Here is a 20,714-nt window from a genome sequence, read left to right on the forward strand (position 1 = left end):
GCCCAGCGAAGCGATCAGCCCGGCGGGAGAGCCGCCCCGACAACCCAACCATCAGCCCGGCGGGGAAGCCGCCCCGACAACGCAACGATCAGCCCGACGACAGACCCACCCCGAAAACCCGACCATCAACCCAACGACGGACCCACCCCGAAAACCCAACCATCAACTCGGCGACAGACCCACCCCGAAAACCCAACCATCAACCCAACGACAGACCCACCCCGAAAACCCAACCATCAACTCGGCGAAAGGCCCGCCCCGGCGGCGCAGCGCGGGCACCGGACCGGGCACGAGGTCAGCGCCGCGGCCTCGGACAGGCCGCTCTCGTGCAGGATGCGGTCCACTGTCTCGGACTGGGACGACGCCTCCGGGACGACCTGCTCGCCGGGGACGCCCAGCAGGTCGAGCGGGTGGTACCAGGCACGCATCTGCTCGGCCGTGACCGGGATGGGTTCGGCCCGGCGCAGGTGGCGGCGGACCGTCTCGTCGAAGGAGACGTCCAGGTAGTACACGGCGGACCGGCCCGGATGCCCGGCGATCAGATCACGTACGGCGGCGCCGTAGCGGCCGGTCCACAGGATGCCTTCGAGGATCACGTGATAGCCGGACTCCAGCGCGGCGCGGGCCGTCGTGGTGATGAAGCGCGGCGCCACCGGGTCCGGTCCGCTGTCGTGCTCGCGCAGGATGACCCGGCGCAGGTGGTCCTGCTCGATGAGGGCGCAGCCACGACCGTACCGGCGCCGCACCGCGCGGGCGATCGTGGTCTTGCCGCTGCCCGAGTTGCCGCGGATCACCACGAGCCTCGGCCGCACCACCTCCATGCCGCCGAGGCTAACCGCTCAGCGGCGCACGGCCACGGGGGGACACCTGACGGATCCCGGTGAGGTAAGCACCGTACTTCGCATGAGTGCTTACCTGAGAGGGCCCCGAGATCTGGCAGGGGTCCTGAAACAGGCAGCAAGAGGCGTTCATGCCGGACCGGCGCAACCGGTTCCAGGCGATGCTCGCCTCGGTCGCCGCGACCACCGAGGGGACCGGTGGGCCCGCGCCGCCGCCGACGACCGGCGAGGCCGCGCCACCGCCGACCGGCGAGGCCGCGCCACCGCCGACCGGCGAGGCCGCGCCACCGCCGACCGGCGAGGCCGCGCCACCGCCAACCGGCGAGGCCGCGCCACCGCCAACCGGCGAGGCCGCGCCACCGCCGACCGGCGAGGCCGCGCCACCGCCGACGAGCAGCCGGCGCCCAGGGCGGCGGAACGGCAGCGGATCTATCCGGACGGTCACGGGCCGGACTCGACTCCCCCGGCGACCTGGCACCTCGACGCGCTGCGGGCGGTGGGCTTCCGGGAGACCGGGCCGCTGGGGCGGGGCGGCACCGACGCGGCGGTCATCGGGGTCCACTGACCGACACAAGACCTCCTCCAGACGGCCACGATCCCGGCCGCGGCGCTGTCGCGCCACGGCCGGGCCGGGGTCGGCGGTGGTGGCCCACGAGCCGGGATGACCGGACGGATCCGCCGTGGAACGGCCGCGGTCAGCGGGCGCGCCCGCCGGTCTCGACGTAGCCGGCCATGCCTTCGGCCTCGGCCGCCGCGCGCAGCTGGACCTGGTGGTGGGCGATGGTCTGGGTGGCTCTCCTGGCCAGCGCCCGCACCGCCGGGTCGTCGCCCTCCTCGACCTGCGTCTGGGCCGCCTGGATGGTGGCCCGGTGGGCGGCCAGTTGGGTGGCGATGTAGTACTCGTCGAACGTGTCGGCTCCGGCCACCTCGTACCGGCGGGCCAGCGCCTGCTGCTCCGGTGTGGGCGCGTTCGGCAGGACCACGCGGAGCCGGCGCGCTGTCAGGTACAGCTCGGCGTCCATGTGGATGTGGTCGCGCATGAAGGTGGCGGCCAGTTTCTTCACCGTCGGGTCCGTGGTCTTCTGCCAGGCGATCCGGCCGGCGGTGATCTCGGCGAGGTTCGCCTGGTGCGCCGCACGGAGGAAGGCGGCGTCCTGCTCGGACGGTTCGGCGGCCTGCGCGGCGGTAGCCGGGAGGCACAGGAGCCCGGCGATACCGAGAGCCGCGGGAATACGGCGGAAAAGCATACTCATCTCCTCAAATAGGGCACGTTCACCCTACGTGGAGAGACGTGTGGACAATTCGCTTTCCGGCAATTTGCCGCTCGTCACTGGGTCCAGCGGAGGAACCGGTCGAACAGCTCCGGAGGCGGGGTCTGCGGCATGTCGCGCGCGGCCTCCTCGAGGTGATCCCACATCACCAGAGCCAGGGCGATCCGGCCGTGTCCGCCGGCCAGCTCGCGCTGAGCCGGCTCACAGGGCCAGGGCCGGCCGCACGCCCGACAGTCCCAGGACGGCCGGGCCGGCTGGTGCTCCGGCCCACCCGTCATACCCGCACCACAACGTCCCGCACGTGGACTCCCTCCCGCGGCCGGGCACGACGGGACCGCCCCGGATCCGCCCGCCAACGCATCCGTGCACCACACGATGCGCGCACGGGTTTGCCCGGTCAACCACGCGCGGGCCGGCCTCCCTCTCCGGGTGACGCGAAGGACCGAAAGTCGACAGATGTGACTGCCTCGCCGTCGTACCGGGCAAACGAGCAGATTCCCACCCGATATGTCGCGATCTTTGAAAGCATGGCCAGCAAAGGAGCCATCCGACCCCAGACACCACAGGCAGCGGCGACCACAGCGAGGGCGGTGAGATGAGCGACGAGCAGCCGGAGCGCACGCCCGCGGGCAGCCTTTACACCTCGGCGGCGGCCACCGAGTCGCACCGCCGCTCGATGCGCCGCAAGCAGGCCGTGGTGGGCGTGACGGGCGCGGCTGCCGTGCTGGCCGGGGCCGGATTCCTGGTCGGCCAGCTGATGGAGTCGGAGCAGGAGACCCTGCCCGAGCCGGCGGCGCTGCCGCCGCTGACCACGGCGGCGACGGGCGGGAGCGAGGGGACGCGACGGTCCGCCGTACCGGTGACCCGGCACGCGTTCCGCACCACGCGCCCGGCGGCGCCCGCCAGGCGCACCCCGTCGCCCACCCCGGAGAAACCGGCGGCGGAGATCGCCCGGTCCGCCGCGGCGGGCGGCCTCCCGCTGCGGTCGGCGGCATCGGCGACGGCGGACCGGGTACGGGGCACGGTCACCCGCCGCGTCGAGACCTTCGGCAACCAGACGGTACGGGTGACGAGCGCCCACACCGACCTGAGCGGCCACCCGGAACTGTCGCTCGCCGCGGATCGGGGCCACCCGGTCGCGGACGGCGTGCGCTGCACCGATCGGGTGCGACCCAGCGCGGGCGCATCCCCGGGGACCGGGGACCGCCTCCTGCTCTGCTGGCGCACCTCGGCCGAACGCAGCGTGGTGACGATGACCGTGGCCACGCGGGGCGCCCCGGACGAGACGGACAGTGTCGCCATCATCGACCGGGAGTGGGCCGCGCTGGAATGACGAGCGGGTGCGGACCCCACTGCGGTGACCGGCGGGAACGGGCCGCACCGAGCCGACCGGCCCGCACCGGCCGGCGGCACCGGCCGCACTACATGACGAGCGGCAACCGGCCGCACCCACATGACCGGCGGCAACCGGCCGCGCCCCGGTGACGCGAACGCGGCCCGGGAGGAATCCCTCCCGGGCCGCGGCCGGTCGGTGACGCGTCAGACGGTCACGGTGCCGCTCGTCGCCCCGGCGACGGTGGCCGTGGCCGGGAGCACCAGGCGGTACTGCTGCCCGGCGACCAGGCCGTTGATCGTGGCCCGGGTGCTGGTGGTGGCGGTGGTGAACTGGTAGACCTTCTTCCAGGCGCCGCCGACGTACCGCTGCAGCTCGACGTTGAGCCCGGCCGGCGAGGCGAGGGTGATCGCCAAGGCCCGGCTGCCGCCGCGCGCCGCCGACACCGTGCTGCGCACCGTGTAGGTCGCCGTCGCGGTGGCGGCCTCGTTGGCGGCGGTCGCGGCGATCCGCAGCTGGAGCTGGTAACCGCCGGTGGCGACCCGGCTGGCGGTGACCACGCCGGTGGCCGAGGTGACCACGTCGGCGCACTGGAACGCCTTGCCGGTCTCGGCGACGCAGAGCTGGGCGGCCTTCCGGGCCCACGGCCGGCCGGCGGCGGTCACGGTGAACGACGTGACGGTGCTGGCGCCGTAGGTGAGGCCACCCGAGGTGACATTCGGGACGATGACCGGCTTGACCTTGGTCGCCGGGCCGGTCGGCGCGGTCGGCACGGTCGTCGGGGCCTTGGTGACCGGCACGCTGGTCGGCGTGCTGACCGGCGCGGTCGTCGCGGGGGCGCTGGTCGGCGCGGTCCGGGCCGGCGCGGTGGAGGACGGCGCGGTGGAGGACGGCGCGGTGGAGGACGGCGCGGTGGAGGACGGCGCGGTCGTCGGAGCCGCGGTGGCCGGAGCCGTGGTGGTCCGGACCGTCGCCGGCGCGGTGGTCGGTGTGCCGGCGGTCACGGCGGCGAGGGCGGCCACGGCGTCCACCCGGCCGTACCCGAAATCGTTGTCCTTGCCGGTCGGCCCGAGGTCGACCGCGGACCGCTCCATCGCCTGCTGGATCTCGTCCGGGGTCAGGCCCGGCTGGACCGACTTGAGCAGCGCGGCCAGCGCAGCGACGTGCGGCGCCGCCATCGAGGTGCCGCTCATCGTGCCGTAGCTGGTGCCCAGGGCGGCCGGGTACGTGCTCAGGATCGCGGTGCCGGGCGCGGCCACGTCCACGTAGCTGCCGGCGTTGGAGTAGGTGGCCACCCGCTCGGCGGAGTCGGTGGCGGCGACCGCGATGACGCCCTCGTCGGCGGCCGGGTAGCTGGTCGGGCTGCCGTCCTCGCGCTCGTTGCCGGCCGCGACCACCACGGTGGCGCCCTTGCTGCGGGCGTACGTGATGGCGTTGCTGACCGTCGTGATCTTCTGGATCGCGCCCAGCGACAGGTTGATCACCTGGGCGCCGTGGTCGGCGGCCCAGATGATGCCCTCGGCGGCGTCCGACATGTAGCCGCTGCCGTCCGCGCCGAGCACCTTGACCGGCAGGATCCGGGCGTCCGGCGCGACCGCGGAGACGCCGATGGTGTTGCCGGTGACCGCGCCGATGGTGCCGGCCACGTGGGTGCCGTGCCCGTTCTGGTCGGTGTTCCCGCCGGCCTTGTCGGCGATCGCGTCGTACCCGGTCAGCACCTTGCCGGTCAGGTCGACGTTGGTCGCGTCCACGCCGGTGTCGATGACCGCGACGGTCACGCCGGCGCCGGTCGAGCGCTGCCAGGCCTCGGTGGCGCGCATGGTGGCGAGGTCCCACTGCTTGCCGCGGTACAGGTCGGTGCCGGCCGGCGCCTCCAGCGCCACCGCGCGGGCGTCGAGCTCCACGCCGATCGCGCGGTCCGCCCGCTGCGCCTGCTCGACGAGCTCGGTGGCGCTCGACCGGTCGGTCGCCTCCCGGACCGTGACGACCGGGCGTCCCTCGGCGTCCAGGGTGGTGCTGACGACGCGGGCCGGCTGGGCCGGGGACACCGTGGCCGGGACCAGTTGCTCGGCGCTGGCCGTCAGGCCGTAGGTGACGGGCGCCCAGTCCGGGCTGCCCGCGGGCAGGGCGACCGCGGCCACGGTGGCCAGCGCCCCGGTGACGACGGCTCCGACGGCGTACCGGCGCAGAACAACCTTCATGGACCACAACCCCCAGCTCGGCGACGGGAACCACCGTCCTCGGTGCGGGTTGTGACTTGAGGAGACGCCCGGTTGCGAGCCGGGAGCAGCGTTCGGCCCGGCGCCGCCGCGGCGCCGGGCCGATCATTCGCGGTACGCCGTCAGCGCACCCGGCCGGTCAGTAGGGCGCCACGACGAACACCGAGCCGCTGCTGATGATCGTCGGGTGCGCGGCGCCGGCCGCGCCCGGGTCCCCGGTGGCGACCACGGTGACGATGTACGCCCCGTCCACGATCGCCGCCCCGGGTACGGGCTGGCTGGTCGCCGGGTCCAGCCGGCTCGTCGACAGGTCGAGGGTGCAGACCAGCTCGGTGTCGGCCACCACCATCACGCCGGTGCACTCGGCCACGCCCCGGTTGGTGGCCGGGTCGTACGCGCCGTCGACCAGGAACACGTGCGCCCGGCTGCTGGTCGGGGTGCCGCCGGCGGCGTCGAAGAGCAGGTCGGCGAACCCGGCGCCGGTGATGTCCAGAGTGACCACGGCGCCGGCCGCGGCGGTGGACGGGGCGATGGTGATGCCGTTGCTGTAGGTGAACGTGATCGGGGCGTCGTTCGTGGCGCTGTCGTTGTCCGGGTCCAGGCTGCCGACCCGGCCGCCCGGGGTGTCCACGGACAGCTCCAGACCGCTGCCCGCGCCGTGCGGCCCGGTGGTCGCGGTGAAGCTGTTGCCGTTCGCCGCGACCCGGATGTTGGTCAGTTCCGCCCCGCCGATCTCCGCGGTGATCGGGGTGGTGACCGCCGTGAAGCCGGTGCCGGTGACCGTGATGGTGGTGCCGCCGCCGGCCGGGCCGGCCGCCGGGGTCACCGCCGTGATGGTGGGCCGCTGCACGAGCGTGTACGAGGCCGTGGCCAGCAGCGTGCCGGCGGTGGTGGAGGCGCTGTCGTAGACGCAGACGCTCCACCGCGCGGTGGTCTGGCCACTGCCCAGCACCAGCCCGTTCGGGTTGACGGTGCTCGCGTTGCCGCTGCTGTCGGTCGCCGGGTACGCGCTGGACGGCACCTCGAAGGTGATCTTCGTGTCGGTGATCCGCCGGACGTCGGCGGGATCGGCGTTGACCACACCGGCCGTGGTGTTGGCCCCGCTGGTCGCGATCGGCACCGGGTTCTTCGCCATCGCGCTGCACGAGCTGTACTGGAATTGCACGGCGGGCACGCTGCCCGGGACGAACACGCTGGTGGTGGTGCCCGCGACCGTGCCGACCAGCCTGTTGCCGCCGCCGCTGAGGCCGACGCTGCTGCTCAGCGTCATGGTCGGCGCGGCGCTCGCCGGGCCGGCCGCACCGGTCAGGACCAGGGTGGTGGCCGCGGCCGACGCCAGGCCGGCCCGCGCGGACCGGCGGAGCCTGCGCTGGGACATGGGTACGCCATCCTTCGTGCGGCCGGGGCGTGGCGGTGCCGGACCGCCTCTCCGGCAGCGTAACGAGCCGATCGCGCCGGGATCGGGAAGAACCGGAAAGAGGCCGGCCGCCGCGGAGCCGAGCGCGGGCTGTCATTCGTTTTGACCCGGTATGTCGGGCTGATTGGGACGATGAGGTCGAGGGACCTACGGTCCGCAGCCGAGACACCGGAGGACAGCGGAAGATGACAAGTCGTGATGACGATCGGCCCGGCGACGGCACCACTGCACCACCACTGCCGCGGCGGCGTCCGGGACAGCGCCGCGCCCTGCAGGTCGCCGGAGTCGCCGGTCTGGCCGTCACGCTCGGCGGCGCCGCGTACGTGACCACGTCCGCGATCGTGGCGCACGACGCGACGACGACCCGGGACATCGCCGCGGTCGGCCCGATCACGGCGGCCCCGTCCGGACCCACCCCGTCGGTCGCCGGGTCGGCGTCCGCGTCCACCCCGGTCCGTCCGAGCGCGACCACCAGCGCCACACCGTCCACCCCGCCGGACGTGGTCAAGAAGATCAAGGAGGCCCGGGAGAAGGCCGCCCGGGACGGTTACGAGGTGCAGCGCCCCGTCCCGCAGAAGACCGAGGGCACCGTCGACCCGGACCGGGTGGAGACCCGGACCAGGGGCTCGCTCAAGGAGGGTGGCATCGTCCGCATCGTGGCGGCCCCCGGTGACCTGACCGGTCAGGGCGAACTCGCCTGGGTGGCCGGCGGGGTCCGGTCCTACCGGGACGCCCGGTGTTCGCAGACCTTCAAGTTCAGCACCAGCCCCACCCCGCGGAAACGGGACAATCTGCTGATCTGCTGGCGGACCAGCGCGACGAAGAGCGTCGTCGCCGTGGTGGTCGATCCGCAGGGGCGCCCGTCCCGGGCCAAGGCGCTGGCCGAGCTGCACAAGAAGTGGGCCAGCATGGATTGACCCGGCCGGCGCACAGCCCGCCCGACGCGACAGCGCGGCGGCCCGGAGTAAAGACTCCGGGCCGCCGCTTCAGCCGGTGCGGATCCGTCCGCTTCGGATCAGAAGTCCGCCACCGTGAAGGTGGAGCCGCTCGACACCACCGAGTAGTTGGAGGCCGACGCCTGCAGCCCGCTACCCGTGCCGCCGCCCTGGTTGAGGACGGTGATCTGGTAGGTGCCGTACGGCACGTTCCCGGCGGTGATGGTGGGCGCGGTCGCGTGCCCGACGACCGTGTTCGCCAGGTCCAGGTTGCAGATCAGCTCGGTGTCGCTGATCGGCAGCACGTTGCGGCACTGGGCGATCGGCGGCGCGGCGGTCGCGCCCAGCACCGGGAAGGCGTTGGCGAGGCCGGCGCCGGTGAGCGCCGTGTTGTTCAGCGCGTACCAGTTGTTGTCGGTGAGCACCACGTGCGCGGTGGTCAGCGGCGTGGTGCCGGCGCCGGTCGTGGTGAGGTCCTCGAAGGTGAGACCGGTGAAGCCGGCTCCGGTGATGTCCACGGTCTGCACGACTCCCGGAGCCGCCGTGTTCGGCGTCACGTTCACACCGTAGGTGTACCGGAAGGCGCCCGCGGTCGTCGTGGTGAAGAGGGTGGTCCTCGTCCCGGCGGCCGTGGTGACGCTGAGGTTGACGAAGCCCGCGCCGTGCGCCGTGGTGACACCCGTCAGCGAGGTCGAGCTGAGCGCCCGGACGTTGGTCAGGTTGCTGCCACCGAGCGAGGCCTGCAGCAGCGCGCCCTCGGCGGTCGGGATACCCGTCAGGTTCTCGATCGTGACCGTGGTGCCGCCCTGCGCCGGGCCGGAGGCCGGCTGGATGCTCGGGTGGCCGAGGGCGTTGACGTTGGGGCCGGTGGCGCCGCCGCTGGTGGCGTTGTTCAGGGTGTTGGTGACGTTCGCGACGCTGAGCACCGGAGCGACCGTGTAGGTCGCCGGCGCGACGATCAGCGTGTCACCGGCGACACCGGTGTTACCCCGGTAGAGGCACACGTTGTACGACGTGGTGGGGTCGCCCGCGCCGGAGGTCACCTCGGTCGGCACCGCAACCGCCACCTTGGCGGTGGTGATCTCCTGGACCGCCGGGTTCGCGGTCGAGATGAAGGCGTCGCCGGTGCTCGCCGTGATGTACGTCGCCGGGCAGGCGAAGCGCGAGAAGACGGCGCCGTAGGTGTAGGTGCCGGGGAAGGTCCCGGTCGGCGCGGAGAGCGTGACGTAGCCACCCTGACCGCTGCTGCCGTTCGGCGGTGTGATGGTCGGTGCCACCAGGGCGCCGGTGCCGGTGGCCGGGTAGGCCGAGTAGGTGCCCCAGCTGCGGGCGGCGAGGGCGCTCGTGCCCACGGTGGTGCCGCTGTAGGCGCAGACGTAGTAGCCGGTGCCCGCGGTCAGCGTCGCCGGGGCGGTGATGGTCACCGCGTTGCTCGACGTCCTGGTGCCGGTGGCCTGGAAGACCGTGCCGGCCGCGGCTGCGGCGTACCGCTCCGGGCAGACCGCCGTGGTGAACAGGCCACCGACCGTTGTCGTGGTGGTGAAGGCGCCGGGGGCGGTCAGGGTGACCGGACCGCCGGTGGTGACCCCGGTCAGCGGGCTCTGCTGACCGAACGGCACGGCGAGGACGGTGCCGGCGGTGCTGTGCACGTTCACCGCTCCGGTGCCGGTGACCGTTTCGTAGATGCAGACCCGCCAGGCTCCGGCGGGGAGGGCCGGGGTGACTATGGAGGAGGTGTTGGCGTCCAGGCCGGCCGTGATGGTACCGGCGTTGACCACCGGGTTGGTGGCGGTGAGGCTGGGCGCCGCCGGGCCTGTGCCACACGCCGGGTTCGTCCCCCCGACGAACCGCCCGACGAACGTGCTGCCGGCGAGCGGGAAGGCGCCGGTGCCGGTGAGCGTGAGCGTGAGACCGCCCGCCGTCGGCACCTGCGTGGTGCTCGTCGTGAGCGTGACCGCCCAGGCCGGTGTCGCGATACCGACCACCGCGGCAGCGGCCGTCACCGCTACAGCGGCACCGGCCCGCAAGGGCCGGAAGCCGGTTTTCTTACGAGACTTACGCATGCGAGGTCCTCCTACGGGTTCTGACGAACCGCGTTTGTGGAATGGGTGGGCCCGCACGTGACGCTGACGGCGGGCCGTCTCGCCGGAAGCGTAACTATTAGTGGCGGTTCAGTAGCTCAGAGTCAGGAAGATCGGTAGATGTCAGACATCGGGCCCCGGACCGGCTACCATCGCCCGCCGCGTCGCCTACCTCCCGACACGGATGAAATCGATCAGCATTGCGCGGGCCCGAGCCAGGGGGCGCCTAACCCCTCGCACAAAAGGAAAGGCTTGCCTAACAATTCCTTCGGGTTTAGTCGCGCGCTGCCGGGAAATCGTGTACGGCACCAGAACAATGGCTAGTTTGGAAAAGGCGAGGAAACCGGTAACCCAGGAGGGGAACGCGCGATGACCCAGATGATGCACATGCCTCGGGTGCAGACCTGCACGGTTACGGACTGTGGCTACAACCACGACGGATGCACCGCGTTCGCGATCACCATCGGGGACATGAACGCGGAGTGTGACACGTTCATCGGCTCCGGCCTCACCGGCGGGATGGGGGTGGCCACCGCGCAGGTGGGCGCCTGCAAGCGCGCCGACTGCAAGTACAACAAGGATCTGGAATGTCAGGCTCCGGCGATTACCGTGGGCGCCTCGGCGGATCACGCCGACTGCCTGACATACGAACGCTGAGCTGACCGACTTCGAACAGCCCGCCGTCTCCGCGCCGCGAGACGGCGGGTTTTTCGCGCCCGCATCACGTTGACACCCGCCAATCGACCGCGCTAGGTTCATCTCACATCGAGTAATACTCAAACCGAGTAGTACTCAGATTGATCAAGACTGGCGTCGCGGAGACGTCGTACCGAGAAGGACCTGATCATGGACGAGGCGAGTTTCCTGGCCGGCTACAACCCCCGGGACTACCCCGCCGTCGCCGTGACCGTCGACGTGGTGGCGCTGACCATCCGCGACGGCCGGCTCTGCGTGCTGCTGGTCGAGCGCGGCCAGCAGCCGTTCGCCGGTCACCGCGCGCTGCCCGGCGGCTTCGTCCGCGACGAGACCCTCGACGAGGCCGCGCTGCGCGAGCTCGCCGAGGAGACCGGGCTGACGCCGGACACCGGTGACGTCCTCGACCGGGTCCACGTCGAGCAGCTCCGGACGTACGGCGATCCCGGCCGCGACCCCCGGATGCGGATCGTGTCGGTCGCCTACCTGGCGTTCGCCCCGCACCTGCCGGAGCCGGTCGCCGGCTCGGACGCCGCCCGCGCCTACTGGGTGCCCGTCGACGAGGCGAAGGACCTGGCCTTCGACCACGACCAGATCCTCGCCGACGGCCTGGAGCGGGCCCGCGACAAGCTGGAGTACACCCCGCTGGCCACCGCCTTCGTCGGCACCGCATTCACCATCTCCGAGCTGCGGCAGGTCTACGCCGCGGTCTGGGGCGAGGAGCTGCACGCCGGCAACTTCCACCGCAAGGTGCTGTCGGTGCCGGGCTTCGTGGAGAGCACCGGCGAGACCGCGGCCCGCGGCGGCGAACGCGGCGGGCCGCGCGCCCGCCTCTACCGGGCCGGCGACGCCCGGCTGTTGCACCCCGCACTGCTGCGGCCGACACGGGAGGACAGGATCAGATGAACCCCGGGTACGCCACCACCACTCCGGCCCGCTTCCGGATCTCCTTCGAGGAGGCGGCCGCCCGGATCGCGGCCGCCGGCACGTTCGCCGAGCTGATCGCCACGACCGGGCTCGGCATCGACCGCCGCGCGGCCAGCGGCGCCCGGTACGTGAGCGCCCGGTCGGCGTACCGGCAACTTGCCAAGATCGTCCACCCGGACGCCGCCGGGGCGGCGCGGGTCGAATCCGCGACGCTGGCCTTCGCCCGGCTCGGCGCCCTCTATGCCGAACGCGACTCCGGGGTGGTCCACCCGCACCGCCCGGCCGGCCGGGCGCAGCAGCATCCCTCCACGGGCCGGCGGCAGACGGCCCGCGACCGGGTCCGGACCGATCCGGGCCCGGTCCCCCACCCCAAGCCGTGGTCCCGCTTCGACCGGCGGTTCGCCGCCGGTGACGTGACGGACCTGTTCGCCGAGGGCGACCAGCTGCTCAAGGTGCCGCGCGACCCGGCCGACAGCGATCTGCTGGCCGTCGAGGCGGCTGCCCTGCGCCGGCTGCGCAGTCACGGCCGCGCCGGCTTCCGGGCCTACGCGCCCCGGCTGATGGACACCTTCGTGCACGTCGACGGGGCCGGCCACCGCCGTACGGTCAATGTCGTCACCCGGCAGCGCGGCTTCCGCGACCTGGCCGCGACCGGCGACCTGGATCCGGCCGACCTGGTCTGGATCTGGCGGCGCCTGCTCGCCGGCCTGGGCTGGGCGCACCGCGCCGGGGTCGTGCACGGCGCGGTCTTCGAGGAGCACGTGCTGGTCGACCCGCGGCCGCGCGGCCTGATCCTCATCGACTGGTGTTACGCGGCCCCGGCCGGTGGCCGGCCGAAGGCGCTGATCGCCCGCCGCGAGCCGGAGTACCCGCCGGAGGTGCCGGTCGGGCGCCCGGTCACCCCGGCCACCGACATCTACCTGGCCACCCGGCTGATGACCCGGCTGTTCGGCCCGGACATGCCGCACCCGCTGCGGCGGTTCGCCGACGGCTGCCTGCACCCCGCGCCCCGGATGCGCCCGCAGGACGCGTGGCGGCTGCTGGCCGAGTTCGACGAGCTGATCCCGCAGCGGTACCGGATCTAGTCACCGCCTGACCTGACCATCCCCTCGACGAGGAGAACGTGACCATGGGAAGTGGACGCTGGTCCACCGACGTCTACACCGCCGCCGCGAACTACCGGGCGGCGACCGGGCCGAGCGCCTTCGCGCACGGCGACGGCGGCGCCCGGCGGGCGCACCCGGCGCTCGACCCGGCCGGTGTGTTCATGCGGGAGAGCCGGGACAGCGCGGAGCACCCGGCCAGCACCCCGATCGTGGTGATGTTCGACGTCACCGGCGCGACGCGGGCCGTGCCGCGGGCGTTGCAGGCCCGGCTGCCGCGGCTGCTCGGGCTGCTCACCGGCCCGGGCGGCGTGACCGACCCGCAGCTGATGTTCGGCGCGATCGGCGACGCCACGCGCGACCCGGCGCCGCTGCAGGTCGGCCAGTTCGAATCGGACAACCGGATGGACCAGGACCTGTCCCGCATCCTGCCGCGGGGCGGCCCGGGCGCGGGCCGGCGGGCGTCGTACGAGCTGGCGATGTACTTCCTGGCCCGGCACGTGGTGCTGGACTCGCTGATCGAGCGGCGGCGGAAGGGCTACCTGTTCCTGGTCGGCGATCGGATGCCGGGCGAGTACGTGCAGCCGGCGCAGGTGCGCCGGGTGATCGGCGACGAGCTGGCGCAGCCGGTACCGACCCGGGCGATCCTCACCGAGTTGCAGCGCAAGTTCGAGGTCTTCTTCATCCGGCCGGGCGGCGCCGGGCACGGCGCCGACCCCGCGGTGCTGGCCGCCTGGCGCGACCTGCTCCCGCAGCACGTACTGGAGCTCGAAGACGTCGCGGAAATCTGCGAGACCGTCGCACGCGCCGTGCGCACGGACGCGGAAACCCCGGAGCTGTCGCTGGCGCTCAGGCGGCCGTGATGGACCATGTGGCGGTCGTCGACCTGGGCTACGGGGACGCCGGCAAGGGCACGGTCGTCGACGCCCTGTGCGCGACCCTGCCGGTGCGCGCGGTGATCCGGTTCAACGGGGGCGCGCAAGCCGGGCACAACGTGGTCGCCGACGACGGCCGGCACCACACGTTCGCCCAGTTCGGCTCCGGCACACTGCGCGGCGTGCCGACCCACCTGACCCGGTTCGTGGTCGTCGACCCGCTCGCGCTGTCCGCCGAGGCGGCCGCGCTGGGCAACCCGTTCCACCTGCTCACCGTGGACGGCGACGCGCTGCTGGCCACCCCGTGGCACCGGGCCGCGAACCGGCGCCGCGAGCGCGTCGACCGGCACGGCTCGTGCGGCCTGGGCGTCGGCGAGACCGTTTCGTACGCCCGGCGCCACCCGGACGCGCCACGGGTCGCCGACGTGCGGTCACCGGCGCGGCTGCGGCGCCGCCTGGCCGCGGTGCAGGAGGCGTACGGCTACGCCGACACCGCGCTCGACGACGTGGTGGACGCGTTCACGGCGTTCGGCCGCGCGGTCCGCATCGTGCACGAGAGCCACACCATGCGGCTGCTGTCCGAGGGCGGTTGCGTCTTCGAGGGCGCGCAGGGCGTGCTGCTCGACGAGTGGCGCGGCTGGCACCCGCACACCACCTGGTCCACCACGACGTTCGGCAACGTGACGCAGCTGTGCCCGTCGTTCCGGCGGCTCGGCGTGGTGCGGGCGTACACCACGAGGCACGGGACCGGGCCGTTCGTCACCGAGGACCCGGCGCTGTGCCTGCCGGAGGCGCACAACGGCCACGGCGAGTGGCAGGGCGCGTTCCGGACCGGTCACTTCGACGCGGTCGCCCACCGGTACGCCGTGGAGGTGGCCGGCGGGATCGACGAACTGGCCGTCACCCACCTGGACGTGGCCGAGGCGCACCCCGAGCTGGCGGTCTGCACCGCGTACCGGGTGGACGGCCGGCTCTGGGACCGGATCGTCCCCGGCCCGTACCGCGACCTGTCCTATCAGGAGGAGCTGACCACCCGGCTGCTGCGGGCCCGCCCCGCGCGCCTGCACCGCCCGCGGGACTGGGCGGGCGAGATCGGCGCGCTGCTGGACGCCCCGGTCGCCGTGGAGTCGTACGGCCCGCGCGCCGCCGACAAGCGGTTCGCCGGCGCACGCGCAGCCGCCCGGCCGGGCCACGACCACCGGCGGGTCGCCTGAGGGGACCGCCCGGAAAGCGGGGCACAGCCGCCCGGCCCGGCCACGACCACCGGCGGGTCGCCTGAGGGGACCGGCCGGGAAGGGCGGCGCGCACCGGTGCGCCGGGCGCGCCATCGCTCCGCCGAGCCCCGGGCGGTGGCATCGGCCTACAGGTACATGCCGGTGGGGCCGGACTGCCTGGGGACGGTGACCGGCTGGGCGCCGGTCTTCAGCGCGTACAGCTCGGCGAGGGTGGCGCCGTCGGGCCCGATCCCCTTCGCGGTGCCCAGCCAGTCCACCGCCTCCCGGTACGACAACCGCCCCACCTCGATGCTGGCCAGGCACCGGCCCGGCCGGATCACCGCCGGGTGCAGGGCGGACAGGTCCTCGTTCGTGGTGATCGCGATCAGCGCGTTGCGGCCCTGGCCGAGCAACCCGTCGGTGAGGTTGAGCAGCCGGGACAGCGACTGCCCGGCGCTCGCCTTGGCGTCGCCGCTGATCAGCTCGTCGCAGTCCTCCAGCATCAGCAGCCGCCACTTCGGCTCGTCCTCGTCGCCGCTGCCCAGCGCCACGCTCATCAGGTAGGCCGGGTCGCCGAACAACCGCTCCGGGTCGAGCACGCAGTCCACCTGGCACCAGGAGCGCCACTGCTGGGCCAGCGCCCGCAGCGCGGTGGTCTTGCCGGTGCCCGGCTCACCGTGCAGCAGCAGGAGGCGACCGGTGACCGTGGACGCGTCGATCGCCATCAGCCGTTCCAGCGTGTCGGCGACCGGCCGCGCGTAGTTGGCCCGGATCGCCTCCCACGGCGCGGCGCCGATCTCCCGCTGGGTGCGGCGCGGCCCGTGCGGGCCGAAGTGCCAGAAGCCGACCGGCACGCTGTCGTCGGCCGGGGCCGGCTCCTCCACCGCGCCGGCGGTCGCCGCGGCGAGGACGGTGTCGGCCAGCTCGCCGCTGGTCGCGGTGACCGTGACCCGGGCCCGGCGGCTCTGCTTCCAGCGCATCACGTGCAGCGTCCAGCCGTCACCGGCGCTGAGCCGGCCGTGCCCGTCGTCCTCCACCGCGTCGCGCACCACCCGGGCCCCGGGCGCGGTCAGCGGCGCGTCGGCGCGCAGGTTCTCCAGCCAGGTGGTGCGGCCGAACGGTTCACGGCCGGTGACGAACGGGTCGAGGGCGATCAGGTCGACCAGGTCCACCAGCCGGTCACCGTCGTCGATGGCGCCGGACAGCGGCAGGCTCGCCGGGGCGGCCGCGCTCGTGCGGGCGGCCGGAGTCGCCCCGTTGGCGCGGTCGAGGGGCTGCTGGGGGGTCCGCATACCCCCATGATCGTGCGCGGACGGCCTGGTGGCATCCGCTTTTCCCGCACGATCCGCACCCACCGGACCGGTTGCGCCGGTGCTCAGCGGCGGGTCAGCAGGAAGATCGGGATGACCCGCTCGGTCTTCTCCTGGTACTCCGCGTAGTTCGGGAACGCCTCGACCGCCCGCTGCCACCACACCTCCCGCTCGGCGCCGGACAGCTCCCGCGCCGTGTAGTCGTGCCGCTGCGCGCCGTCCTGCACCTCGACATGCGGGTTGGCGCGCAGGTTGTAGACCCACACCGGGTTCTTCGGGGCGCCACCGAGGGAGCCGACCGCGAGGTACTCCCCGTCGTGCTCGACCCGCATCAGCGGGGTCTTGCGCAGCTTGCCGCTCTTCGCGCCGACGCTGGTGACCACGACGATCGGCCGGCCGAGGATGTCGTTGGCCTCCGCGCCGCCGGTCGCTTCGTACCGTTCCGCCTGGTTGCGTGCCCAGTCGAGGGTGCTGGGCTCGTATTCACCGGTCAATGGCATAGGTCAGAGTCTACGGCGATCACCGCAACCCGATCGCAACCCGCGCCTGCCCGGTTCGCACTCGAAACGACCGACCTTTTGCTGGAGAGGTCGCGGGGGCGGCCGCGGACGGGGAGTGGGACGGGATGAGGGTGGCCACGCGACGCAGGGTTCTGGCCGGTGTGCTGACGGCGGCGGCGCTCGCCGGGGTCGGGGCGCTGGCCGTGCCGTCCGGGTCGGCGGGCTGGCAGCCGGTCTCCTACGCCCGGGTCGCGCCGCACGGCAGCCCCGCCGCGCCGGTGGTCCCGGCCCCGCCGGCCGTCGCCGAGGGCGCCGGCTCGCGCACGCTCGCCGCGGCCCCGCGCTCGCGCGCCCTCAGCGCCGCCCCGGAACGGATCCTGCCCGCCGAGGTGTCCGCCGCCCGGCCGGTCCGGGTGGTCGGCACCGCCCTGGACGCCGGCGGCCGTCCGGTGATCACCGTCCATGAGGCCCGCGACCGGGCCACCGCGACCCGGCTGGTGCGGCAGGCGCAGCAGGCGGAGAACGCGCTCGGCGTGGAGGTCGACGGCGTGGTGCACACGCTGGAGGCGCCGGGCGGCAGCGACCCGCTGCGGTCCCGGCAGTGGGACCTGACCCGGATCAACGCGCCCGCGGCCTGGGCCCGGTCCACCGGCGCCGGGGTGACCGTCGCGGTGATCGACACCGGGGTCGACGCGCGCCACCCGGACCTGGCCGGGCAGGTGCTGACCGGCTGGGACGCCATCGCCGGCCGGGCCGGCGGTGACACCGACCCGCAGGGGCACGGGACCCACGTGGCGGGCACCGTCGCCGCGCTGACCGGCAACGCCGTGGGCGTCTCCGGGGTCGCCCCCGATGTGCGCGTGCTGCCGGTACGGGTGCTGAACGCGACGGGCAGCGGATACGACTCGGACACCGCCGAGGGCATCGTCTGGGCCGCCGACAACGGCGCGGACGTGATCAACCTGTCGCTGGGCGGAACGGCGCACTCCAGCGCGGTCACCAGCGCGGTCGCCTACGCCCGGAGCCGGGGCGTGGTCGTGGTGGCGGCGGCGGGCAACGAGCGTACGAAGGGCAGCCCGGCCAGTTACCCGGGCGCCGACCAGGGTGTGATCGCGGTGGCCGCCACCGATTCCGCCGACACGGTCGCCCCCTACTCCAACGCCGGCGACTACGTCGACGTGGCCGCGCCGGGCAGCGCCGTCCTGAGCACCTACCCGACCGCGCTGGGCAGCAGCGGGTACGCCACGATGAGCGGCACCTCGATGGCGTCGCCGCACGTCGCGGCGGTGGCCGCGCTGCTCGTCGCCGCCCGGCCGGGGCTCACCCCGGACCAGGTGGAGTCCGCGCTCGAGGCGTCCGCCGTCGACCTGGGCCCGGCCGGCCGGGACACCGACTACGGCCACGGCCGCATCGACGCCGCGGCCGCCCTCGCCAGGATCGCACCCGCCCCGTCGCCCTCCACCCCGCCGTCGCCGTCGGCCTCGTCGCCGGCTCCCTCCACCCCGGCAGCGTCGCCCTCGTCGCCGGCCCCCTCCACCCCGTCGCCGTGGCCCTCGTCGCCGGCCCCCTCCACGCCGTCGCCGTCGCCCTCGTCGCCGGCCCCCTCCACGCCGTCGCCGTCGCCCTCGTCGCCGACCGCCCCGACGCCGTCGGTCCCGGTGGTCGCCAAGCCGGTGGTCACCGCCGGCACGGGCAGCCGGACGGTCCCCTACGGGGCCCGCACCAGCACGACGTTCCGGGTCACCGCGGACGGCCGGGCGTGGGCGGGCCGCCCGGTCTCGGTCTGCGTCTCGGTGGCCGGCCGCGCCTGGTCGTGCACCCCGGGCCGAACCAGCGTGACCGGCACGTACACCGTGTACCGGACCGCGACGGCCGCCTTCCGGGTACGCCTGTCCGTGCCTGCCACCCGCACCAACACCGCCGCCTCGGCGACCAGCTCGTACACCTTGACGGCGGCGCTGACGGTGACCCGTAGCGCGCGCAAGACCCTGACCGTCCGGGTCGCCGGCGCCACCGGCCAGAAGCTGACCGTGCAGCGGTACGTCGGCGGGCGCTGGACCACGGTCCGGACGTACCCGGCCACGAGCAGCCGGAAGATCACCGGCCTGGTCAGCGGTGGCCGCTACCGGGTGGTGCTGTCCTCGACCACGAGGGTGCCCGGCGCCACCAGCCCGGCCGTGCGGGCCTGAGCCACGCGGATCACGGTCACAGCCAGCCGCGCTGGGCTGCTTTCAGACCGGCCTCGAAACGGCTGCGCGCGTCCAGCCGCTCCATCAGGTCGGCCATCATCCGGCGCGCGGTCCGCGGGGAGAAGCCCAGCCGGGCCGCGGCCGCCTCGTCGGTGAGTCCCTCAGCCAGCAGTTTGAGCAGCGCGCGTTCCCGTGTGCTCAGCCCCTGGCGATCCGGGTCGGTCGCCGCGCCCAACGGCGTCGCGATCTCCCACACCTGATCGAACAGGGCGATCATCGGGGCCAGGATGCCGGGGCCGAGAACGAGCAGGGCGCCCTTGCGGGAGTCGCGTGGATCGATCGGCACCAGTGCGGCGCGATGGTCCATGATGATCATTCGGTGCGGCAGCACCGCCGACGTACGGAACTCCGCGCCGTTCTCGGTGAGGAAGCGCGCGTGCGCCATGGTCGCCGGGTCGTTACGCATGCTGTCCAGCCCGACGGTGCGCATCCGGATCCCCCGGGCCAGGGCGCGGGCGTCGTTGCGCCGGGCGTGCGCGAGCGCGGCCGGGGATTGCGCGCCGCCCGGCATGAACGTCATGACCTCGCGCTCGGTCTCCTGCGCGAGCAGTTCCAGCCGGTCCTGCACCTGGTCCATGCCCAGCAGTTCGGTGGCGGCCGGACCGGCTCGCTCCTGGACGCGCCCGCAGCTCTCGATCAGCCGCGCGATAGCCGCCTGCCCCTCGGCCACCTGCCGCTGCCGACGAGCCAGTTCGGCCTGTTGCCGGGCCAGCGCCTGCCGCAGGCCGATGCCCGGATCCACGGCGTGCAGACGGCCCGGCGTCTCCGCCGACTCCCGCAACAGCGCCAGTTCGAAGAGGTCGTCGAGCGCGACACGCACCTCGTCCTCGGTGATGCCGAGCCGCTCGACCATCTCGGCGACTCCGTGGTCGGGTTGCTCCCGCAACGATTGGTAGACGGCCTCCGCCGTCCGGCTCAAACCTAGAGCAGCCAGCACTTTCCCTGCCCCCGTCGCAGAGGAATGAATTTGATCTAGAACGGGATGCTCGCACAGCAGTAGTCGCAGTGCAACGGGCGGTAAACCCCCGTTCCCGGGCCATTGGGGGCGTTGCCCGCGGATGACCCGTACCGGTCCATCGCGGCGTGGCCGCTTGCGGTCATGGCCGGAAGCGACCCGGCCATCACCCTTCCGCGACGCCGACGGCCCTGCCCAGAATATTGGCGCAACGCCGGCCGCCACCCGGGAAGCGGCAGAACGCGTTTCGCTCGCCCACCTCTTTCTCGAAACGGGTTCAGACATGCCTGCACGCATTTCCGTCGCCGCCGCCATGCTTGCATTCCTCGCATCTTTCCAGGCGTTCTCCGGGCCGATCACCAACGCCGGCGACCTGTCACCGGAAGTGGCGTCCACCGCGGGGCCAGCACCGCTTCCGACCGCCCCCTCCGGAAGCTTCATCTGGGACTGACCCGATGCGCCTGGCCATGATCGCCATCCGGACCGGTGCTGCACCGACGCTCGTGGCCAGCCGAGAAATCCTGGTGGACGCCCTGTGGGCGGCCACCTTGCCGGAGGACGACGTCGAACACATCACGGTGCGAATACGTCCGGATCACATTGCCGTCGGCATATGGATGAAAGCCGTCTCAGGAACGGATCCGGCAACCACGGCAGATGCCCTCGTCACACGGGCCGTCGATATGTCGCCGCTCCTACGGAACGGCAGCACAACAGCGGCCCGGAACATTCGGATACCCCATCTCCCCCGCGAGGGGCACAGCCTTTGACGCCCTCGCCGATCTTTCTGGAC

20 protein-coding genes are annotated in these 20,714 nt (G+C 73.5%); 10 read left to right on the forward strand and 10 right to left on the reverse strand.

Annotated elements, in window-relative coordinates; all coding sequences use genetic code 11:
- Positions 1-236 precede the first annotated feature (236 nt).
- The 4 genes from ACTEI_RS27870 to ACTEI_RS27885 all read right to left on the reverse strand — a co-directional run bounded on the left by ACTEI_RS27870 (position 237) and on the right by ACTEI_RS27885 (position 2,388).
- Positions 237-821 (reverse strand): AAA family ATPase, encoded by a 585-nt coding sequence (locus ACTEI_RS27870; RefSeq protein WP_122980370.1) that lies wholly within the window; start codon positions 819-821, stop codon positions 237-239.
- Between the two features lie 10 nt (positions 822-831).
- A complete protein-coding gene (locus ACTEI_RS37895) occupies positions 832-1,284 on the reverse strand; it encodes a hypothetical protein (protein ID WP_211344343.1) in 453 nt (150 codons plus the stop codon).
- 250 nt (positions 1,285-1,534) lie between these two features.
- On the reverse strand, positions 1,535-2,086 hold the full coding sequence (locus tag ACTEI_RS27880) for a DUF4142 domain-containing protein (protein ID WP_122980371.1): 552 nt from the start codon (positions 2,084-2,086) through the stop codon (positions 1,535-1,537).
- Between the two features lie 80 nt (positions 2,087-2,166).
- Positions 2,167-2,388 (reverse strand): hypothetical protein, encoded by a 222-nt coding sequence (locus ACTEI_RS27885; protein ID WP_122980372.1) that lies wholly within the window; start codon positions 2,386-2,388, stop codon positions 2,167-2,169.
- Positions 2,389-2,705: 317 nt separating this feature from the next.
- Here ACTEI_RS27885 and ACTEI_RS27890 point away from each other — a divergent pair, with 317 nt between their 5' ends.
- Positions 2,706-3,443 carry a hypothetical protein gene (locus tag ACTEI_RS27890; RefSeq protein ID WP_122980373.1) on the forward strand — a complete coding sequence of 246 codons (738 nt, stop codon included), beginning with the start codon at positions 2,706-2,708 and terminating at the stop codon, positions 3,441-3,443.
- A gap of 206 nt (positions 3,444-3,649) precedes the next feature.
- Here the strand turns inward: ACTEI_RS27890 and ACTEI_RS27895 are convergent, their stop codons facing one another.
- On the reverse strand, positions 3,650-5,644 hold the full coding sequence (locus ACTEI_RS27895) for a S8 family serine peptidase (protein ID WP_122980374.1): 1,995 nt from the start codon (positions 5,642-5,644) through the stop codon (positions 3,650-3,652).
- A gap of 157 nt (positions 5,645-5,801) precedes the next feature.
- The gene (locus ACTEI_RS39070; protein WP_122980375.1) at positions 5,802-7,040 is read right to left on the reverse strand and encodes an IPT/TIG domain-containing protein; all 1,239 of its coding nucleotides are present in this window, start codon (positions 7,038-7,040) and stop codon (positions 5,802-5,804) included.
- Positions 7,041-7,264: 224 nt separating this feature from the next.
- Here ACTEI_RS39070 and ACTEI_RS27905 point away from each other — a divergent pair, with 224 nt between their 5' ends.
- Entirely contained in the window at positions 7,265-7,996 is a 732-nt protein-coding gene (locus tag ACTEI_RS27905) for a hypothetical protein (RefSeq protein ID WP_145830977.1), read from the forward strand.
- A 98-nt stretch (positions 7,997-8,094) separates the two neighbouring features.
- Here ACTEI_RS27905 and ACTEI_RS27910 read toward each other — a convergent pair whose 3' ends face one another.
- Complete coding sequence (locus tag ACTEI_RS27910; RefSeq protein ID WP_122980377.1) at positions 8,095-10,017, reverse strand: IPT/TIG domain-containing protein; 1,923 nt, start codon at positions 10,015-10,017, stop codon at positions 8,095-8,097.
- A gap of 447 nt (positions 10,018-10,464) precedes the next feature.
- Here ACTEI_RS27910 and ACTEI_RS27915 point away from each other — a divergent pair, with 447 nt between their 5' ends.
- From ACTEI_RS27915 to ACTEI_RS27935, 5 genes are all read left to right on the forward strand, one after another.
- Positions 10,465-10,752 carry a DUF1540 domain-containing protein gene (locus tag ACTEI_RS27915; RefSeq protein WP_122980378.1) on the forward strand — a complete coding sequence of 96 codons (288 nt, stop codon included), beginning with the start codon at positions 10,465-10,467 and terminating at the stop codon, positions 10,750-10,752.
- 189 nt (positions 10,753-10,941) lie between these two features.
- On the forward strand, positions 10,942-11,694 hold the full coding sequence (locus ACTEI_RS27920) for an NUDIX hydrolase (RefSeq protein ID WP_122980379.1): 753 nt from the start codon (positions 10,942-10,944) through the stop codon (positions 11,692-11,694).
- Positions 11,691-12,800, forward strand: coding sequence for a molecular chaperone DnaJ (locus ACTEI_RS27925; protein WP_122980380.1), 1,110 nt, complete (start codon positions 11,691-11,693; stop codon positions 12,798-12,800). The genes ACTEI_RS27920 and ACTEI_RS27925 overlap by 4 nt, the downstream gene beginning before the upstream one ends.
- 44 nt (positions 12,801-12,844) lie before the next feature.
- Positions 12,845-13,681: a hypothetical protein gene (locus ACTEI_RS27930; RefSeq protein WP_122980381.1), complete on the forward strand. Its 837-nt coding sequence runs from the start codon at positions 12,845-12,847 to the stop codon at positions 13,679-13,681.
- On the forward strand, positions 13,681-14,907 hold the full coding sequence (locus tag ACTEI_RS27935) for an adenylosuccinate synthetase (RefSeq protein WP_122980382.1): 1,227 nt from the start codon (positions 13,681-13,683) through the stop codon (positions 14,905-14,907). The genes ACTEI_RS27930 and ACTEI_RS27935 overlap by 1 nt, the downstream gene beginning before the upstream one ends.
- Before the next feature lie 146 nt (positions 14,908-15,053).
- On the opposite strand, the gene ACTEI_RS27940 is transcribed toward ACTEI_RS27935, so the two are convergent.
- Entirely contained in the window at positions 15,054-16,199 is a 1,146-nt protein-coding gene (locus tag ACTEI_RS27940; RefSeq protein ID WP_122980383.1) for a DUF5925 domain-containing protein, read from the reverse strand.
- 83 nt (positions 16,200-16,282) lie between these two features.
- On the reverse strand, positions 16,283-16,717 hold the full coding sequence (locus tag ACTEI_RS27945; protein ID WP_122980384.1) for a nitroreductase family deazaflavin-dependent oxidoreductase: 435 nt from the start codon (positions 16,715-16,717) through the stop codon (positions 16,283-16,285).
- 131 nt (positions 16,718-16,848) lie between these two features.
- Between ACTEI_RS27945 and ACTEI_RS27950 the strand changes: the two genes are divergently transcribed.
- Positions 16,849-18,906: a S8 family peptidase gene (locus ACTEI_RS27950; protein ID WP_239082340.1), complete on the forward strand. Its 2,058-nt coding sequence runs from the start codon at positions 16,849-16,851 to the stop codon at positions 18,904-18,906.
- 16 nt (positions 18,907-18,922) lie between these two features.
- Here ACTEI_RS27950 and ACTEI_RS27955 read toward each other — a convergent pair whose 3' ends face one another.
- Positions 18,923-19,819 carry a helix-turn-helix domain-containing protein gene (locus ACTEI_RS27955; RefSeq protein ID WP_239082339.1) on the reverse strand — a complete coding sequence of 299 codons (897 nt, stop codon included), beginning with the start codon at positions 19,817-19,819 and terminating at the stop codon, positions 18,923-18,925.
- Between the two features lie 385 nt (positions 19,820-20,204).
- Here ACTEI_RS27955 and ACTEI_RS37440 point away from each other — a divergent pair, with 385 nt between their 5' ends.
- Positions 20,205-20,372, forward strand: a complete 168-nt coding sequence (locus tag ACTEI_RS37440) for a hypothetical protein (RefSeq protein WP_164465795.1) — start codon at positions 20,205-20,207, stop codon at positions 20,370-20,372.
- Between the two features lie 4 nt (positions 20,373-20,376).
- On the forward strand, positions 20,377-20,691 hold the full coding sequence (locus ACTEI_RS27960; protein ID WP_122980387.1) for a hypothetical protein: 315 nt from the start codon (positions 20,377-20,379) through the stop codon (positions 20,689-20,691).
- The last annotated feature ends 23 nt before the right edge of the window (positions 20,692-20,714 follow it).

The organism is Actinoplanes teichomyceticus ATCC 31121, assembly GCF_003711105.1.
GTDB classification, from domain to species: domain Bacteria; phylum Actinomycetota; class Actinomycetes; order Mycobacteriales; family Micromonosporaceae; genus Actinoplanes; species Actinoplanes teichomyceticus.

What these genes read in the sequence shown, in the direction of transcription:
- ACTEI_RS27920 (WP_122980379.1), top strand. Translation starts at nt 10,942, where the DNA reads ATGGACGAGGCGAGTTTCCTGGCCGGCTACAACCCCCGGGACTACCCC.
- ACTEI_RS27905 (WP_145830977.1), top strand. Translation starts at nt 7,265, where the DNA reads ATGACAAGTCGTGATGACGATCGGCCCGGCGACGGCACCACTGCACCA.
- ACTEI_RS27940 (WP_122980383.1), bottom strand. Translation starts at nt 16,199, where the DNA reads ATGCGGACCCCCCAGCAGCCCCTCGACCGCGCCAACGGGGCGACTCCG.
- ACTEI_RS39070 (WP_122980375.1), bottom strand. Translation starts at nt 7,040, where the DNA reads ATGTCCCAGCGCAGGCTCCGCCGGTCCGCGCGGGCCGGCCTGGCGTCG.
- ACTEI_RS27870 (WP_122980370.1), bottom strand. Translation starts at nt 821, where the DNA reads ATGGAGGTGGTGCGGCCGAGGCTCGTGGTGATCCGCGGCAACTCGGGC.
- ACTEI_RS27880 (WP_122980371.1), bottom strand. Translation starts at nt 2,086, where the DNA reads ATGCTTTTCCGCCGTATTCCCGCGGCTCTCGGTATCGCCGGGCTCCTG.
- ACTEI_RS27960 (WP_122980387.1), top strand. Translation starts at nt 20,377, where the DNA reads ATGCGCCTGGCCATGATCGCCATCCGGACCGGTGCTGCACCGACGCTC.
- ACTEI_RS27890 (WP_122980373.1), top strand. Translation starts at nt 2,706, where the DNA reads ATGAGCGACGAGCAGCCGGAGCGCACGCCCGCGGGCAGCCTTTACACC.
- ACTEI_RS27935 (WP_122980382.1), top strand. Translation starts at nt 13,681, where the DNA reads ATGGACCATGTGGCGGTCGTCGACCTGGGCTACGGGGACGCCGGCAAG.
- ACTEI_RS27915 (WP_122980378.1), top strand. Translation starts at nt 10,465, where the DNA reads ATGACCCAGATGATGCACATGCCTCGGGTGCAGACCTGCACGGTTACG.
- ACTEI_RS27925 (WP_122980380.1), top strand. Translation starts at nt 11,691, where the DNA reads ATGAACCCCGGGTACGCCACCACCACTCCGGCCCGCTTCCGGATCTCC.
- ACTEI_RS27885 (WP_122980372.1), bottom strand. Translation starts at nt 2,388, where the DNA reads ATGACGGGTGGGCCGGAGCACCAGCCGGCCCGGCCGTCCTGGGACTGT.
- ACTEI_RS37440 (WP_164465795.1), top strand. Translation starts at nt 20,205, where the DNA reads ATGCCTGCACGCATTTCCGTCGCCGCCGCCATGCTTGCATTCCTCGCA.
- ACTEI_RS27895 (WP_122980374.1), bottom strand. Translation starts at nt 5,644, where the DNA reads ATGAAGGTTGTTCTGCGCCGGTACGCCGTCGGAGCCGTCGTCACCGGG.
- ACTEI_RS27930 (WP_122980381.1), top strand. Translation starts at nt 12,845, where the DNA reads ATGGGAAGTGGACGCTGGTCCACCGACGTCTACACCGCCGCCGCGAAC.
- ACTEI_RS27955 (WP_239082339.1), bottom strand. Translation starts at nt 19,819, where the DNA reads ATGGTCGAGCGGCTCGGCATCACCGAGGACGAGGTGCGTGTCGCGCTC.
- ACTEI_RS27945 (WP_122980384.1), bottom strand. Translation starts at nt 16,717, where the DNA reads ATGCCATTGACCGGTGAATACGAGCCCAGCACCCTCGACTGGGCACGC.